The following is a 16,891-nucleotide window of genomic DNA, read 5'->3' as shown; positions in this document are numbered from 1 at the left end:
AGCTACACTCAGAATAAATGATTAATGGAACAATAGAAGATACTTCATGTCTCATTAGCAACCAGAACTGGAAATAGATTGGATAATATGTTGAAAGGTTTACGTACCTCACTCGCAGTATGTTTATTGGCGCCTGCTATTGCATTAGCAACAGCTGACATTAATCTATTAAGCCCTGAAGCGGTTCAGCAGCAGACGCTAAAGGAAATTGTCGGATCGCTTAATATTGGTCACTACAACAAAATCAGTGTTGATGACACGCTGTCCAGCGGTGTTCTGGACGAGTATCTTGCTGAATTAGATCCTTCCCGAAGCTATTTTTATCAGTCTGATATCAGTGAATTTGAAGCTTATCGATATACGCTGGATGATTCGGTTCTTGCAGGAGATCTGGACAGTGCATTTGTCATATCCAATCGTCAACAACAGCGCGTAATCGAACGCTTAACCTGGACTATCGATAGATTAAGCAGCGACGAAGCCTTTAATTTTGACGTAGATGAAACACTAGATACCGATCGTGAAAATGATCCGTGGATATCTTCTCAGGATGAAATGAACGATTTATGGCGCAAACGCAACAAAAGCGCGCTATTAAGCCTCATGCTTTCTGACAAAACAGAACAAGAAGCCAGGGAAGTGCTAATTAAGCGTTATACCAATCAGCTTAAGCGACTTTCACAGAACAAGAGTGAGGATGTTTTTCAACGCTTTGCAAACGTACTAACTAAACATTTCGACCCACACACCTCTTACTTTTCTCCACGCAGCTCCGAAAACTTCAAAATTAACATGAGCCTTTCTCTTGAAGGCATTGGTGCCGTTCTACAAAGTGAGAATGAATTCACAAAAATCGTGCGTTTAGTACCAGCAGGACCTGCAGATAAAACCGGCTTGCTTAAACCCGCCGACTTGATCGTTGGCGTAGGACAAAGTGCTGACGGAGAGATTGAAGACGTTGTGGGCTGGCGTCTTGATGATGTCGTTGATCTGATTCGCGGCCCTAAGGATTCTACCGTTCGACTGGAAATCATACCGTCTGATAGCGAAGATCAGGCGGTACGGAAAATCATTCCTATCACCCGTAATACCGTTGCACTGGAAGAACAAGCGGCACAGAAGCGCATTCTGACAATTAAGCACAATAATAAAGATTATAAAGTCGGTGTTATTGATATCCCTGCCTTTTATATTGATTTTGAAGCACTACAACGCGGTGACGAAAATTATAAAAGCACGACCCGTGACGTCGAAAATCTCATTACAGAGCTACAGTCAGAGAAAATAGACGGCCTTATTATCGACCTCAGAAACAATGGTGGTGGCTCTTTACGCGAAGCGAACGAACTGGTTGGCCTCTTTATCGACAGAGGCCCTACTGTTCAGATCAGAGATCCAAATGGACGCGTCGACATACTCGGTGACTTCAACCCGAAAGTTGCCTATAACGGCCCGATCAGCGTCCTCGTCAACCGTTTAAGCGCCTCCGCTTCAGAAATTTTTGCCGGTGCTATTCAGGATTATCAACGCGGCATTATTGTGGGTAGCCAAACATTCGGTAAAGGTACCGTGCAAACATTACAAGCTCTTGATCACGGCCAGATAAAACTGACCCATGCCAAGTTTTACCGCATTTCAGGTGAGAGCACACAACATAAAGGAGTTATTCCCGACATCGCCTTCCCGGGCATATATGACACAGCCGAAATAGGCGAAAGCGCACTGGATGGCGCGCTACCCTGGGATCAAGTTAAAGAAGCACGACATGGCATCTATAAAGGAATATCAACATTCAAAGCCGAGCTGGAAAAACGTCATGCCATGCGTACAGACAATCAGCCCGACTTTAACTTTCTTCGCGAGCAAATTACCCGACAGGCTGAAGCCAAAATAGACGAAACAATACCGCTGAATAAAGTAAAACTATTGGCTAAACGTGACGAAGCTGAAAAATGGCAAGTGAATTCAGAAAACAAACGCCGCTTAGCCAAAGGACAAACGCCTATCGTGAAACTGACTGAACTCGAAGATTTACTACAGAAAGACGAAAAAGGCCGACCTATTTCAGCCGAATCAGAAGCACTACTGGTAGAAAGCGGTCAAGTTTTATTAGATATGGTTGATTTAACTAATCAACTCATAACATACAACCCACAATAAATACTGGCCGACACTTATGGCGCGCTCCGTAAAGTCCATCATATTTATAATCTTAGCGCCTCTGATACTCGCGGGACTCGGTATCGGAGGTTATTTTCTTTATCAAAGCATTAATGCACAGCAGGCGACTAACACGAAAGATCTGGAACTTTTTGGTTATGGGATGGTGGCATCTTCACAGAGCATGGCCAGCGTCGGAGTAACCGGCACCAACCAACTTCCACCAACTTTTGATGAAAAAACACTCACTCCGACGCAAAAAGTGATACACGGCCTCATTCGTGACAAAGATAACTTATTATTAGAAAACAAAGTGTTACAGAATGATATCGAAACACTAAAAGCGCAACTAACAGAGCTAACGAACTACAAACAGTTCAATGAACACTTTGCACCACAGCACCTTAAGGATGAATTGAAATCCGTAGAGCATCAACTTAAGGCGCTTCTGATCCGCACACCTGAAGCCGAGCGTTTCAGCACTATGCAAATAGAAATAATGTCAGCAGCAGGTGCTGCAGAATATAAAGTCTATATCACACGTAACCGACTGATGCTGTCGGAAGATAAAAAGCAGATAGTAGTCAGCGACTACCTGCCCGCTTATGCTTTCTGTGTTGGCGATGCAGTTGATATTGCGGCCAATACACGCTCAGAAGAACGCGAGCTCGCAGGATTTTTCAGAACTAATGACTCTTCCGGTTTATCAGAAGCATTATTACAGGATCTTTCATCCGTACTGAGCCCTTGTCAATTATCTGTGCGTCAAAAACTTGATAACGACAACGTTTAAATCTATTACCCCCTACCTTGATAACACTTCCTGCTGTACAATGTGCGCTCAATTTTCTCTAATGTGTAACTGCTTGCCAGCAATACAATTGCACATTAATTAATCTGACCCTGTACGCTGGCGTTACAGGTTACGTGCCGGATTTTTCTATCCCCGGCCAAAAATTATAGGACACTTTCATGAGCGAAAGCTTTGCAGAACTGTTTGAAGAATCCCTTCTAAATGTAGACATGAAACCAGGTACGCTTGTTATCGGTGAAGTTATCGATATCGACAGTGACTGGGTTACTGTTAATGCTGGTCTTAAATCTGAAGCGGTTATTCCTCGCGAACAGTTCCTAAACGACGCTAACGAGCTGGAAATCAAAATCGGCGATAGCGTTAAAGTTTCTCTGGAAGCAGTAGAAGATGGTTTTGGTGAAACAAAACTTTCTCGCGAAAAAGCTAAGCGCGCTGAAGCTTGGGAAGTACTTGAAGCTAAATTTGAAGCTGAAGAAACTGTTACCGGTGTTATCAACGGTAAAGTTAAAGGCGGCTTCACTGTTAGCATCAACAACATCCAGGGTTTCTTGCCTGGTTCTCTGGTAGATGTTCGCCCTGTTCGCGATATCGATCACCTGGAAGGCAAAGAACTCGAATTCAAACTGATCAAGCTGGACCAGAAACGCAACAACGTTGTTGTTTCTCGTCGTGCCGTTCTTCAGGAAGCCAACAGCGCTCAGCGCGATGAAATTCTGGCTGCTCTGGAAGAAGGTCAAGTTGCTAAAGGTTTCGTTAAGAACCTGACCAACTACGGTGCCTTCATTGATCTGGGTGGTGTTGACGGCTTGCTGCATATCACAGATATGGCTTGGAAGCGCATCTCTCACCCGAGTGAAATGCTGAACCCAGGTGACGAAATCTCTGTTAAGATCATTAAATTCGACAAAGAAACGGGTCGTATTTCACTAGGTCTGAAACAGCTGTCTGAAGATCCGTGGGAAGCTATCAAAAATCGTTACCCATCCGGCACTAAATGCCAGGCACGCATCACGAACCTGACTGACTACGGTTGCTTCGCTTCTATCGAAGATGGCGTTGAAGGTCTAGTTCACGTTTCTGAAATGTCTTGGACTAACAAAAACATCCACCCATCTAAAGTTGTTCAGATCGGTGAAGCTGTTGAAGTTATGATCTTAGATGTTGATGAAGAGCGTCGTCGTATTTCTCTGGGTATTAAACAGTGCACAGTTAACCCATGGGTTGCTTTCGCTGAACAATACGCAACTAACGATAAAGTATCGGGTCAGATCAAAACAATCACTGACTTCGGTATCTTCGTTGGTCTGGAAAACGACCTTGACGGTCTGGTTCACATGTCTGACATTAGCTGGGAAGGCGATGCTGAAGCAGCGCTACGTCAGTTCAAGAAAGGCGACGAAGTTGAAGCCGTTATCCTGTCTATTGATGCAGAGAAAGAACGTATCTCTCTGGGCATCAAGCAACTAGACAGCGACCCATTTGCTGAGTACGCAGCAGCAAATGATAAAAACACCATCGTTAAAGGCATCGTTAAATCTGTAGATGCTAAAGGCGCTGTTGTTGAACTGGCTGATGGTATTGAAGGCACACTGAAAGTATCTGAAATCAGCACAGACCGCATCGAAGATGCTACGACTGTACTGAAAGAAGGTGAAGAAGTTGAAGCGAAGATCATCAACATCGATCGTCGTAGCCGCGCTATCACACTGTCGATCAAAGCTAAATTCCAAGCTGATGAGAAAGCCGCTATTGCAGCTGTTCGCACTCAGGAAGTTGAAACTGCTGGCCCAACCACTATCGGTGATTTGATCAAGCAGCAAATGGCTAACAAAAACAGCTAATCAGTTGTCTTAAGCTATAAAAAAGGAGCACTTAGTGCTCCTTTTTTTATCTGTTTTCTAGCCGCCGCGCCTCTTGACAAAATGCACGCTAAATCTATCAGGTTATATTCTGACTTTTATTCATCTAATACATAGTCAATCAACTGATCTTCAGTGATCTCATTATCCTTAACTTCATAGACATGCAGAACAGAAGCTCCAGCATCAATAACAGAGTTTTCTTTTCCTGACATCAGCGGATGCCAATCAGGCAACTCCTTACCCTCATCGATGAGACGATAAGCACACGTAGGTGGCAACCAATGAAAAGTCTTCACATCCTCAGGACGTAATTTCACACAGTTAGGCACCAACTGAGTACGCGTTTCATATTCAGTACAGCGGCAATTATTACAGTCCAGCAGATGACAAACCACTGTGGTATAAAAAATTTCCTGCGTATCTTCATCTTCAACTTTCTGTAAACAACATAGCGCACAACCATCACATAGCGATTCCCATTCGGGATCCGTCATCTCCGTTAGCGACTTAGTACGCCAGAAAACTTCCTGAGCCACTAGCGAACTCCCGTTTCAGGGCGGTTTGGAAAAAGATCGAGCAAGTAGTCTTCTTTAGGAGGCGGCATCTGCAGATAAAAACCTTTTTCAGCGATATCCGCTAGCATTTTTTCTACATCAACCCGCGCCAGCTTTCGTTTACCAGTGATCGGCATATCCATCAGATGAGACGGTGTACCAAACATCTCGATCAACACGTCAGGAACACGAATCAACTGCTCCCGCTTATCCACATAAAGATACATTTCATCCTTACGGGGGCTTTTGAAAATTGTACAGATTATCATGTATTTCTAACCATTATTTTCAAACTGTTTAAGCTGAACCAGCAAAGGAAAACCAATAATTTCACGTCGCCAGCCATTTAGATCATCAGGCAATTGATACTCGTTAGTATCCAGGCCACTACGTATCAATGCATCCAAATCCTTTTTACGTAATAACACTTCTTGAGCCATACCCAAACGAGTCGCGACTTCCCGGGCAACCGCTTTGAGTTTCTTAAGGCGCTTATTCCAGACAATAGGCAGTGGACGACTAATCGAGAGAAACGGATCATTCTTCAGACTGATTTGCGCATTGGACAAAATAGCAAGAATTGCCTCGCCCTCATCACGCACCACTTTATGCCGGATATCTTCTGTGCGACCTAACTCATAACTATTACGCGGCCATTTATGAATAATAGAGAGTATCGTCTGATTTCTCAGCACCCAATTACGAGGAGTATTCCTTAAGCGGCTTTCCTTCTCGCGCCACATCGTGATATCACGCAGTGCCGCCAGCTTATAGTCTGGCAGACCCCACATCTGACTAAAACGCCGATAATATTCTTTTCCTTCCGGGTCGACGTCAATCGCATTTCTTAACGCAACCTCCGACTCTTCCACAAACCAGGCCTCTCGATCATGCGCATCAAGCTCTGCTTTTTGCATCAAACAAATCGCGGGCAAGTAAGCAACATCCAGCGCAGCATACACTTCCTGCTCAGAACTCAAAGGACGCTTAAGCCAATCGGATGTTGTCTCACCTTTCCCTAACTGGACGCCCAACGTATGCTCAACTAAACGTTGCAACCCCATTGTAAATCCCCACCCCACGAAAGCAGCGGCAAGCTGAGTATCAAAAATAGGCGAAGGAACCACACCTAACGTATGATAAAAAAGTTCTAAATCCTCACTACCAGCATGGATGATTTTCAGCACATCAGGGTTCTGAAAGACCTGGCACAGTGGCGTAAAATCATCGACACTCAGAGGGTCGATCAGATAACAATGCTGATCATCACCTATTTGAATCAACCCGGGAATCGGATAAAAAGTATCAATACGCTGAAACTCAGTATCCAGGGCGATCATGGGCAAAGATTGCCAATGGGCGCAATACTCGGCGAGAGATGCATTGGTTGTAATATGGACTGGCTGCTGAGCCGACGCTTCCAATACAGACCAATCATAACTATTATCTTTCATTCATTTACCTCACAGCAGCCGACGTCCAGCCAATGCATGCGCCAGAGTGCCACCATCAACGTACTCCAGTTCGCCACCCACCGGTACACCATGAGCAATACGGGTCACTTTAAGTGATTCACGTTTTAATTGCTCAGCAATATAATGAGCGGTAGCATCCCCTTCCACTGTCGGATTAGTTGCAAGAATAACCTCTTTTATCTCCCCTTCATTAATACGCTCCAGCAACTGCTGAATACCTATATCATCAGGCCCTACACCATCAATGGGAGAGAGATGACCTCCCAGCACAAAATACACACCACCAAAACTATTAGTATGTTCGATAGCCAAAACATCCATAGGTGATTCAAGCACACAGAGTGAACTACGGTCACGACTTGAGGATGCACAAAGCTGACACAGATCCGTCTCACTGAGTGTCCGGCACTGCTGGCATTGTGATACTTGCTCAGCAGCCAGGCGAAGCGCTGAGGACAGCTCAAGCGCAGCATTACGATCTCTTTCCAATAAATGGAAAGCCATGCGCTGAGCGCTCTTAGGCCCAACGCCCGGCAAACAACGTAGAGCAGTAACTAATTGCTGTATTAGAGGACTAAAAGACATTATCTAAAACGGCATGTTAAAACCAGGAGGCATAGCCATACCACCTGTGATTTTAGCCATTTTTTCCTGGGATTGCGTTTCAACTTTACGTACAGCGTCATTAACAGCAGCGGCGATAAGATCTTCCAGAATATCCTTTTCTTCTTCCAGCAAACTATCATCAATTGAAACGCTTTTAACATCATGGCGGCCGTTCATCACAATTTTAACCAAACCAGCGCCAGACTCACCGTTTACTTCCAAATTAGCAACTTCAGCCTGCGCTTTTTGCAAGTCTTCCTGCATTTTTTGCGCCTGCTTCATCAGATCACCCATACCACCCTTCATCATACTCTTACCTCATCTATTACGGGTCAATTGGAACAATGGAATCACGATCTATCGTGCCATTAAAGTGTGACACTAACATCTGTACGATGGCATCACTCTCGAATGCGGAAACAGCCACAATCAATCGCTCTGCTTTTAAACGCGCAAAATATTGGCTTGGCGTTTCTCTTGTTTGTACTGCTTCAACAAATTCTACCTCAAGTGAGGTTCTAAAATAATGACAAAGCGCATCTTGTATTCTCTGCTTCTGAACATCATTCATCACAGCATTCTGTTCTGCCCGGTAATGGAAGACTATTTGCGTATCAGACACCGATTCAAGAGAGAGGTTACTGGCAATATTAGCCGTCATACCACTCAATCCGATATACCCTAATAACAAAACCCAATGCGCTTCGCGACAATCGCTTAGCACACTCGGCACATCGGCAGGCAGGCTCGTTACTGCAACAGTGGGTACAGTAACGGATATCTGTTGTTTTTCTACCAACGCTGGCTCAAGCGGCTTCTCAATAACACGCGGGCTAGCAGTGCTTGTAACAGCGTCAACAGCAACTTCAGGCCCAGAGATTACAACCGGGCTTAGCTCTGACTGCTGACGCGTCTCTTTTAATTCATGAGTGGAATGCCCGGTAAATGCGGGCTCAACAGGCCTAGCTTGTGACTTTTTTCCGGGGCTTACCTCATACTCTTCATCAGAAACCGGAATATCGCTCTCATCATACGGAGGCGGCTCCAAATCAGAAACCGGCGTTGGTGCTGGTGCTGGTGCTGGAGCTGGAGCTGGAGCTGGAGCTGGAGCTGGAGCTGGAGCTGGAGAGGATATTGTTTCAGGCAGACGGCTTTGTCCAGTATCTGCAGCCGATATTGGCGGATTTAAATGCACAGAACGCGGTGCAGAATCAGCTGGACGAAAAGCCAGCATTCGCAGCAACACCATTTCCAGTCCTTCACGCGCATCCGGCACATAGGGCAGATCTTTTCGGCCCATCAATGCAATCTGGTAAAATAGCTGCACATCTTCTGCCGTCAGCTGCTGTGCCAATTTGGCAACTTGCTCCTGATCACCCATGCTGTTATCTATCGCATCCGGTATCGCTTGCGCAACAGCAATACGATGGAGCAAGCTGATCAAATCACCCAACACATTCATATAATCAGGTGAAAATAGTGCCAACTCTGCAACAACCCCCAGTAAATTACGGGCATTATGCGCCGTCAACTCATCCAGTATGCGATACACCAAACGCTGATCGATGGTGCCGAGCATCAACCTAACATCAGCCTCAAGCACCGTGCCGCTACCAAACGCGATTGACTGATCCGTCAAACTCAATGCATCACGCATAGAACCATCGGCAGAACGTGCCAACAACCACAATGCCTGATCTTCAAAACTCACATTTTCCTGAGCCAGCACGTACTGCAAATGCCCTACAATACGCTCGGGTATCAGATTTTTAAGATTAAACTGTAAACAGCGCGATAAAACAGTGACGGGGAGTTTTTGAGGATCAGTCGTTGCCAGCAGAAATTTAACATGCGCAGGCGGCTCTTCCAGCGTTTTCAGCAAGGCATTAAAAGAGTGACTGGAAAGCATGTGAACTTCATCAATGAGATAAACTTTAAAGCGTCCATGCGTAGGAGCATACTGAACATTTTCAAGTAGCTCTCGCGTATCTTCAACCTTCGTCCGTGAAGCCGCATCGACCTCAATCAAATCGATAAACCGCCCTTCAGCAATCTCCCGACAGGCGCTGCATTGCCCACATGGCTCGGATGACACACCCACATCACAATTCAACGACTTAGCAAACAACCGAGCGATTGACGTCTTACCTACACCACGCGTGCCGGTGAAAAGATAAGCATGATGCAACCGATCCTGATCCAGCGCATTAACCAACGCTTTGAGGACATGCTCCTGCCCCACCATTTCAGCAAAACGCTTAGGACGCCACTTACGTGCAAGAACCTGATAACTCATAAATAGAAGACGCCATCACCAGAAAAACAAACGCTTATGCTACCGGTTACGGGCTGATATGGCTACCAGTTAAAGCGCATGGCACGCCTCATTAACCGGCAAAATCACGTCATTCAACACGTACTGCGCACAACCTCAAATGACTTGTCTTTACCAACTGTCAGCATCAACAAAAAACACAGACTTTCAACGGACAGCCTGTATTAAAAATGCCGACGGACCCTGCTAACCACTACATAACAGCAAGAACATCACTATTTAAAAGCAGCGCTATTAGTAATATCAAAAAAAACGTATAACAAGGAACCACATCAGGTCGCAATGCAATGGATCATCTGACATTTATGAAACACAATATTCTTAGATGCAACTTTGCATGATGGCAATAAAAACCGTTTATTTCCGCGATTATCGGCCATAAACGGTTAAATTCTCTACTTATTTTAATTATGAATACAGTGTGATCTTTATACGCCGCCTATCCAATAAGTAACTCAACTGCTTTTAAAAGATCATCGTTTGCAAAAGGTTTCTGTAAAAAAGCATCAGCTCCTTTTGTAACAGCTTCTTGTAATTTTTCTTCATCAAGCGCGGATATAACCAAAATTTTTGTATGACTGAGCTCTTCTGATTCACGAACAAACTTTAAGACTTGAAAACCATCAATCCCCGGCATACTTAGATCAAGTGTCATAAGGGCAGGCTTTTCACTGATACATTTACTGCCAGCCGAAAAGCTATCTGTGGCAATAGATGTTTCATACCCAGCCCCTCGCAGCACACGCTGTATAGCTTTAGTAATATTTGGCTCGTCATCTACAATCATAATCAGATTAGAGCGCTTAGTTTCGAACTCTTGCGGCACGGGCATACCATGATGATTAAGGAAATCTATAAAATCCTCAGCTCGGACACGGTTATTACCCCGTCCCGGTAATTTAAAACCCTTAAGATCACCGCGTTCAATCCAGCGTATAACGGTTCTGAGATGCACGTCACATAGCTTCGCGATCTCTCCCGTTGTTAATGTTCTCATTTATAGACAATCCTGTTTATATACAGATAAAAAAGCAGCAGTACGTGCAAAAAACATTAGCGACCAATGTGAGTTTTTATTATCTCAGGTATGCCACGTAGTCGTCTATAGACGGGGATTCTATTCATTGGTTCATTCCGAGATATTATTTTCGGGTAACCAAATATTAAAGCAGCACCCTTTACCTTCTTCATTTTTAACAGATATCTGTCCATTATGAGCTTGAATGATACCGTAAGAAATGGATAAGCCCAGACCCGTGCCAGAACCTATGTCCTTCGTTGTAAAGAAAGGATCAAATATTTTATTCAGAATATCGGCTGAAATACCGCACCCGGTATCTGTGATTTGGATGGATACTCCATGGTTAAAGGATTTCGTTGAAATATGGATTTCGCCATCATGGTCGATAGCCTGGCCGGCATTGATTAATAAATTTAAAAATACCTGGATGATCTGAGAAGGAATACAATTTATTTGAGGTATATCGGACAGATCGGTAAATATTCGAGTATTAAGGTTGAGCTGGTTGCCAGCCATCGCTAATGAGAACTCAATACATTCATTAATATCAGTGATCTGCCAGTCGTTTTGGCTAGGATGAGCAAAGCTGCGTAAGTTATCTACAATCACTTTAATACGCTCCATGCCTGACACTGATTCATCAAATACTGCGTCCAGATCTTCTTTAATGGCTTCATAGTCTGAACGATCAGCCAGCTGTTTAAATAACGCTAATTGCTGGTCTGTGAGATCTAAAGAGGCATATCCATCGATGAGCTCGACAAGATTCTGCGTGTAATCACGTAAACAGCTTATATTGGAGCTGATATAAGCAAGCGGGTTGTTTATTTCATGGGCCACACCTGCTGCTAATTGCCCAATCGATGCCATTTTTTCCGATTGCACCAGCTGCGTTTGCGTCTCATGCAGTTTATCAATAAGCACGGCTTGCTCTCGCTTTTCTTGCTCCAACAACTGGTTGCTGCTTTCTAGATCTTTTGTTCTTGATTGGACACGTGCTTCAAGCTGATGATTGAGTATCGCCAGCGAGCTATTGGCTACCTGCAAGGCGACATTACTTTCCTGAAGATGCAGCCCGGTGGAAACAAGGCCATCCGCCGTGTGTTTTATCTCTTTTATGTCAGTAAGCGAGTGTGAAGATGGATACCGGGCGTTGCCAATGTCGGTAATAATACCTTCCAATGATAAAATCGGCGTAGAAATTCGAGTACTGAGTCGAGCCGCTTTACGGTAAAGATAGATAAAAAAGAGAATGTAAAAAACAAGAAGCGCAACAAGCATGCCATAACCAATACGCTCAAATTTGGCATTCATTTTTAATGCATCGGCGTATAGATTATCTTCATCCGTAATGATGAGCAATTTCCATTCAGCACCAGCAACCGTAGACCATGAGGCTAACTTGCTGTGACTTTTAAGTGCAAGGCTAACAATCCCTTGAGGGCTTTTTTGGAGTTTTTTGGCAATATGCTGAGTGTCCGGGCGTTTAAACAAATTAAAGTCAGCGGGTTTATAGGTGTCTTTTAGTATCGCATTTTCATAAGTAATATTGGTTAATTCTTTCAATCCCCAGTCGCCTTCTCCTTTCTCGGGTAACGCCATGATCGTTCCGTTTTTATCGAGCAATAAAGCATAACTATTCCAGGAAAGCTGAAGGGATAATACCTGCTGGATAATTTTGTCGACGGTAATATCGAGTCCGACTACGCCTTCCAGAAAATCACCGCCTTGGCGATATACAGGCGCAATATTTGAAGCCATAAATCCTTGGCCTGCAGGGTCTACATAGACGTCAGTCCAGATCGTTTTTCTTTCCGGGTTATGCTCGGCATCAGCTTCATAATAAAAATTGTAGCTGGGGATATTCATATCTTCTGGGTACTGCTCTATAACATTAAAATAAGGATAAATTCTATTGATGGAATCATAAGTATTGAAGTAGATTTGTGTGACGATTGGGTTGTAGTCAATAATGCTTTTCATAAGAGGATCAAGTTGCGAGAGTTGCCACGCTTTGTTTCGTTTCACATCGTCAATCGGCGTAAAAGATGAAGCGAATAGTGCTGAACCACCGTTATCACTTAACGTATACCAAGCGCCCAGCTTGCTCAGTCCATAGCGTGAAGTTTCTTGCTCTGACGGCGTGATATTGACTGCGTAAGCTTCAGCTACCTGTGCGGCATAAAGAGTGGTGAGCCTGGCAACAGAACTTAACTCTACCGCTATATTAGCAGCCTCAAGCTTTGATATTTCTTGTAGTTGCGACTGAGCGTTCATTTTTGCGGAGGCAATGCTTTGATCGCGAATCACGTCATTGGTAAAAAAATAGGCGCTAACCAATGCAAATTCAATAAAAAAGATAGGGATTAATGCACTTTTAATGTAAGAAAACCAGACAAGTTTTAAAATAGAAATAGGCTGCTTGGCTTTCATTGTCTACTCGAATTGAGTTGAATTTTACGTGTTGGGAAGCTTCTTTAGACCAGCGCTAATAAAATTCTTTAGTGCTTTCACACATGACTTATTATAATTATAAGATATTAGCATTATTGTCGCTACCGGGTCGATTACGAACGAGTGTCACTTATAATGGCTTAATTCTAGAGCATATATTTTCAAAACTTGTTCGTCTGTATTTTCACAGACACATAAACTGGCATGCTTTCTTTGGTAAGCTTATGGCCTTCATCTGCCCGTAAAATTTCTTTATTATTGATAACATACCGAGAGAGCATCATGTTAGCTTTAGATTGTGAGCAGGTAATTCTCTTCGTTTATTTTATTTTTCTCTTCAAGTATATCCCTAGCTTACGAACTTGTAACGCTCGCCGCTGAACGCGGCTTTTAATCTGCAGATTTACATTAATGTGCTTATCATGAAAAACTTCATAAACAGTCGCGCTTAGCAAACGTTTGAACGCACTTAATACGCTGGGCCCATCATCAACACACAGAATTTCAGACAGTACAAAGGGAATTGCGAAATGAGTCCCTGTGTTAGTTTCGGTGCTGGTGATCATATTCACTCCCTATTTTATATTTCATAATAAATAATGTCACTAATGTCACTAATGTGACACAATAATATATTTATAATATGTACTAGTTTACGTTTATATAAAATCAAGATATCGACGCAGATAAAAAACGGATAATGCCAGAGACAAGGAGAGCATAAATGGGTGCGCAGAAAACACTGTTACTGGTTGATGATGAACGGAGGATTATCAGTACGTTAAAACGTTTTTTTCGTCGTACTGACTATCGAATATTAACTGCTGAATGTGGCGTTGAAGCACTTGATATTTTACAGGCACATCCTGAAATCAAAGTAGTATTAACGGATTTCAGAATGCCCGATATGACAGGAGGGGAATTATTAACACAGGTTAGGCAGTGTTTTCCTCATGTGGTTGGCATTATTTTAAGTGGCCATGCTGAATTAGAGGAAGTGTTCCAAGTATTAAATAATGGCACAGCTTATAAGTTCCTTGCGAAACCTTGGGATGAGAACCTCTTAAGAGAAACAGTGGAGCAGGCCTTTGAACGCTACAGCACACTAAAAGAGCAGCATTTCGCGCCGCTGGGCGTCGATCAACTTTTGTCACGGAGCAAACTGCTGCTCAGTCTCCATGACTGGATAGAACACGACATGCCGGTTTCTGCATTTTACTTGGACGTTAATAATTTTCGTAGTTATTACGACAACTTAGGCTATGAGTTAGCAGATCAGCTATTGTCTTCAATTGCCCGGAGGCTCATACAGAATAAGCCTGCAGGTAGTGTACTAGGGAAAATGAGTGATGATGAGTTGGTACTTATTATGCCGGCAAGTTACTCGCAAGAAGATAGCGAGCGATTGATACAGCACTTATTACAGCCCTTTGAGGAGTCGATCAATATTGGCGGACGAGAATTGCATATCTCATTCAGTGTCGGTTACGGAATCAGCCCTGAGGACGGAAGGACTCCTGAGCTATTGCTGCGCAATGCGCAGGCTACCGTTAAGTACTCAAAGCAGCCAGGGGCTACTCGCCCTCCTCGCTATCAAGCATCAATGCACCTTAAAAACAGTGAATTAATGAGATTGCAAAATAATCTTCATAAGGCAATAGACCTTAACCAATTATCGGTCGCGTATCAGCCCAAGGTATGCGTGATTACTGGCTGTATCGTTGGTGCGGAATCCTTGTTACTCTGGAAACATGATTCGCTTGGCATGGTTGCTGCCTCTGTGTTTATTCCTTTAGCAGAGTCGAGCGGTTTGATTGAGTCATTTGGCGAATGGCTACTGTCTACCGCCAGCACTCAAATAAATGCCTGGGAAAAAGAGGGATTACCTTCTTTTTCACTGTCAATTAACCTGTCAGGTCGGCAATTACAACGAGAAGATTTGACTAAAAAAATCGATCATATTTTGCGCTCATCAGGTATCTCTCCCACTCAGATAGAGTTCGAGATCACAGAGTCATTTCTGATGCAGGATATAGAGAGTAGCCTTAAATTGTTACACGAAATGAAAGGCCTCGGAATAAAATTAGCGCTTGATACTGTTGGTACAGGGGATTCATCATTGAATTATTTGAGCCGCTTACCTATAGATACATTGAAAGTTGATCAATCGTTTGTAAAAGAACTTACAAAATCAAAACAGATGGTAAGCCAGATTAAGCATGTTATTCAAATGTCACATGATCTAGGTATATCTGTTGTCGCTGAAGGAGTGGAGACACAAGCTGAGTTTGATATGTTACGGCAGCTTAACTGTGATGAAATTCAAGGATATTTTTTTAGCCCACCGGTAAGTGCGGAACAGTTTCGTATATTGCTTGAAAACCAGCCATTAGTGGGTATGGATTATCAGCATCAGAAGAGACGAAGTCGAGAGGGCAATAATTGAGCAACACTCCAAAAGCTATTTTTGTTGACGATGACTTGAACACTTTGAATTCTCTTCGAAGGGTCTTGCGCCGACATTGTAACGACTGGGACATTGAGTATTGCCAGTCGCCAGCGGCAGCGCTTTCGCTGATGTCTGAATTCTCTCCTTGGATCGTTGTTAGTGAAAAGCGAATATGTGAAATGGATGGCGCTGATTTCTTACACTTAGTAAGCAATCAGTCACCAGAAGTGGTAAGAGTGCTATTAACTGGTGCTATAACTTCTGAGGTAGCGTTAGATTTGGCTGATATCGCACATATGTTGATTGCTAAACCTTTTAAACCCGAATCCTTGATTGAGCTTTTACATCGCGCTAAATGTTTGCATGAACTTCCTGTCTCTCCGGTCATGCGCAAACAACTAGGTTCAATAAAGCGTATTCCCGTTTTACCACGTGTCTACGCACGCCTCACTAGCTACCTGAAAAATGATATGGTTGATTTGCATGAAGTTGCCAGAATTATCAGCCACGACTCAACTATTATGGCTAAAATCATACAACTGGCAAATTCTTCATTTTTTGGTTTTTCCCGTCCTGTATCGCATCCACACGAGGCGGTTGTCCGATTAGGTCAGGGATTAGTTAAAAACCTGGTATTGTTTTTTGGCATCTCCAAACAATGCGATATAACAGATATAAAACTGCGTGATGAATTATTAGCGCAAGCTATGCATATTGCCATGATTTCTCGACAGCTAAGCGCAGCATGTGGCTGCCTGTTCAAAGAAACAAATGACTCTTTTGTCCTGGGGCTACTGCATAACATAGGTAGCCTGATGTCCAGCATGTCATTTATTAAAATAGAAGCTAATGACGATACTACGGATTATTGTGAAGAAAATGCTGTCGGCGCATACTTATTGGCTCTTTGGGAGTTCGATGAGGAATTAGTGAAAGCCGTTTTATACCAGAATTCACCACAAAATTCGGATGTCATCACACCACTATGCTGTCGACTGCATGTCGCCAAAGTCGTCAATAACGCCCAAAAAAATGGTATAAGTGCGCTTAGCGAAGCGTCAGGACTTAATTATGAACTACTGCAGTCGCAAGGGTTACACGATGATGTAGTGTTATGGATTAATCAATTTGAATCAGAAGAACAGGGAGAGAATTGAATCA

13 protein-coding genes are annotated in these 16,891 nt (G+C 43.5%); 5 read left to right on the top strand and 8 right to left on the bottom strand.

Annotated features, from left to right (window positions below):
• The first annotated feature begins 87 nt into the window (after nucleotides 1–87).
• From Nant_RS01765 to rpsA, 3 genes are all read left to right on the top strand, one after another.
• Nucleotides 88–2,160, top strand: a complete 2,073-nt coding sequence (locus Nant_RS01765; RefSeq protein ID WP_054339922.1) for a carboxy terminal-processing peptidase — start codon at nucleotides 88–90, stop codon at nucleotides 2,158–2,160.
• A gap of 16 nt (nucleotides 2,161–2,176) precedes the next feature.
• A complete protein-coding gene (locus tag Nant_RS01760) occupies nucleotides 2,177–2,953 on the top strand; it encodes a hypothetical protein (RefSeq protein ID WP_054339921.1) in 777 nt (258 codons plus the stop codon).
• 179 nt (nucleotides 2,954–3,132) lie between these two features.
• Complete coding sequence (gene rpsA / locus Nant_RS01755; RefSeq protein WP_054339920.1) at nucleotides 3,133–4,815, top strand: 30S ribosomal protein S1; 1,683 nt, start codon at nucleotides 3,133–3,135, stop codon at nucleotides 4,813–4,815.
• A gap of 116 nt (nucleotides 4,816–4,931) precedes the next feature.
• Here the strand turns inward: rpsA and Nant_RS01750 are convergent, their stop codons facing one another.
• The 8 genes from Nant_RS01750 to Nant_RS01715 all read right to left on the bottom strand — a co-directional run bounded on the left by Nant_RS01750 (nucleotide 4,932) and on the right by Nant_RS01715 (nucleotide 13,260).
• Nucleotides 4,932–5,372 (bottom strand): YcgN family cysteine cluster protein, encoded by a 441-nt coding sequence (locus Nant_RS01750; protein ID WP_054339919.1) that lies wholly within the window; start codon nucleotides 5,370–5,372, stop codon nucleotides 4,932–4,934.
• Nucleotides 5,372–5,659 carry a YcgL domain-containing protein gene (locus Nant_RS01745; protein WP_054339918.1) on the bottom strand — a complete coding sequence of 96 codons (288 nt, stop codon included), beginning with the start codon at nucleotides 5,657–5,659 and terminating at the stop codon, nucleotides 5,372–5,374. Before Nant_RS01745 ends, Nant_RS01750 begins: the two co-directional genes overlap by 1 nt.
• 6 nt (nucleotides 5,660–5,665) lie before the next feature.
• Complete coding sequence (gene rnd, locus Nant_RS01740; RefSeq protein ID WP_054339917.1) at nucleotides 5,666–6,844, bottom strand: ribonuclease D; 1,179 nt, start codon at nucleotides 6,842–6,844, stop codon at nucleotides 5,666–5,668.
• 9 nt (nucleotides 6,845–6,853) lie between these two features.
• Nucleotides 6,854–7,450 carry a recombination mediator RecR gene (gene recR / locus Nant_RS01735; protein WP_054339916.1) on the bottom strand — a complete coding sequence of 199 codons (597 nt, stop codon included), beginning with the start codon at nucleotides 7,448–7,450 and terminating at the stop codon, nucleotides 6,854–6,856.
• Between the two features lie 3 nt (nucleotides 7,451–7,453).
• Nucleotides 7,454–7,780 carry a YbaB/EbfC family nucleoid-associated protein gene (locus tag Nant_RS01730; protein WP_054339915.1) on the bottom strand — a complete coding sequence of 109 codons (327 nt, stop codon included), beginning with the start codon at nucleotides 7,778–7,780 and terminating at the stop codon, nucleotides 7,454–7,456.
• A 16-nt stretch (nucleotides 7,781–7,796) separates the two neighbouring features.
• Complete coding sequence (gene dnaX / locus Nant_RS01725) at nucleotides 7,797–9,767, bottom strand: DNA polymerase III subunit gamma/tau (protein WP_054339914.1); 1,971 nt, start codon at nucleotides 9,765–9,767, stop codon at nucleotides 7,797–7,799.
• Between the two features lie 478 nt (nucleotides 9,768–10,245).
• Nucleotides 10,246–10,803: a response regulator gene (locus Nant_RS01720; RefSeq protein WP_054339913.1), complete on the bottom strand. Its 558-nt coding sequence runs from the start codon at nucleotides 10,801–10,803 to the stop codon at nucleotides 10,246–10,248.
• 132 nt (nucleotides 10,804–10,935) lie between these two features.
• Nucleotides 10,936–13,260: an ATP-binding protein gene (locus Nant_RS01715; RefSeq protein WP_054339912.1), complete on the bottom strand. Its 2,325-nt coding sequence runs from the start codon at nucleotides 13,258–13,260 to the stop codon at nucleotides 10,936–10,938.
• A gap of 745 nt (nucleotides 13,261–14,005) precedes the next feature.
• On the opposite strand from Nant_RS01715, the gene Nant_RS01705 reads away from it, so the two are divergent.
• Nucleotides 14,006–15,727 carry an EAL domain-containing response regulator gene (locus Nant_RS01705; RefSeq protein ID WP_054339910.1) on the top strand — a complete coding sequence of 574 codons (1,722 nt, stop codon included), beginning with the start codon at nucleotides 14,006–14,008 and terminating at the stop codon, nucleotides 15,725–15,727.
• The gene (locus Nant_RS01700; protein WP_076496094.1) at nucleotides 15,724–16,887 is read left to right on the top strand and encodes an HDOD domain-containing protein; all 1,164 of its coding nucleotides are present in this window, start codon (nucleotides 15,724–15,726) and stop codon (nucleotides 16,885–16,887) included. Before Nant_RS01705 ends, Nant_RS01700 begins: the two co-directional genes overlap by 4 nt.
• Nucleotides 16,888–16,891 lie beyond the last annotated feature (4 nt).

The organism is Neptunomonas antarctica, from assembly GCF_001305295.1.
GTDB lineage: Bacteria > Pseudomonadota > Gammaproteobacteria > Pseudomonadales > Balneatricaceae > Neptunomonas > Neptunomonas antarctica.
Note: the sequence above shows the minus strand (reverse complement) of the source record. Positions and strands in the feature narration are given on the sequence as shown.

What these genes read in the sequence shown, in the direction of transcription:
- Nant_RS01760 (WP_054339921.1), top strand. Translation starts at nt 2,177, where the DNA reads ATGGCGCGCTCCGTAAAGTCCATCATATTTATAATCTTAGCGCCTCTG.
- rpsA (WP_054339920.1), top strand. Translation starts at nt 3,133, where the DNA reads ATGAGCGAAAGCTTTGCAGAACTGTTTGAAGAATCCCTTCTAAATGTA.
- Nant_RS01765 (WP_054339922.1), top strand. Translation starts at nt 88, where the DNA reads ATGTTGAAAGGTTTACGTACCTCACTCGCAGTATGTTTATTGGCGCCT.
- rnd (WP_054339917.1), bottom strand. Translation starts at nt 6,844, where the DNA reads ATGAAAGATAATAGTTATGATTGGTCTGTATTGGAAGCGTCGGCTCAG.
- Nant_RS01730 (WP_054339915.1), bottom strand. Translation starts at nt 7,780, where the DNA reads ATGATGAAGGGTGGTATGGGTGATCTGATGAAGCAGGCGCAAAAAATG.
- recR (WP_054339916.1), bottom strand. Translation starts at nt 7,450, where the DNA reads ATGTCTTTTAGTCCTCTAATACAGCAATTAGTTACTGCTCTACGTTGT.
- Nant_RS01715 (WP_054339912.1), bottom strand. Translation starts at nt 13,260, where the DNA reads ATGAAAGCCAAGCAGCCTATTTCTATTTTAAAACTTGTCTGGTTTTCT.
- dnaX (WP_054339914.1), bottom strand. Translation starts at nt 9,767, where the DNA reads ATGAGTTATCAGGTTCTTGCACGTAAGTGGCGTCCTAAGCGTTTTGCT.
- Nant_RS01720 (WP_054339913.1), bottom strand. Translation starts at nt 10,803, where the DNA reads ATGAGAACATTAACAACGGGAGAGATCGCGAAGCTATGTGACGTGCAT.
- Nant_RS01705 (WP_054339910.1), top strand. Translation starts at nt 14,006, where the DNA reads ATGGGTGCGCAGAAAACACTGTTACTGGTTGATGATGAACGGAGGATT.
- Nant_RS01745 (WP_054339918.1), bottom strand. Translation starts at nt 5,659, where the DNA reads ATGATAATCTGTACAATTTTCAAAAGCCCCCGTAAGGATGAAATGTAT.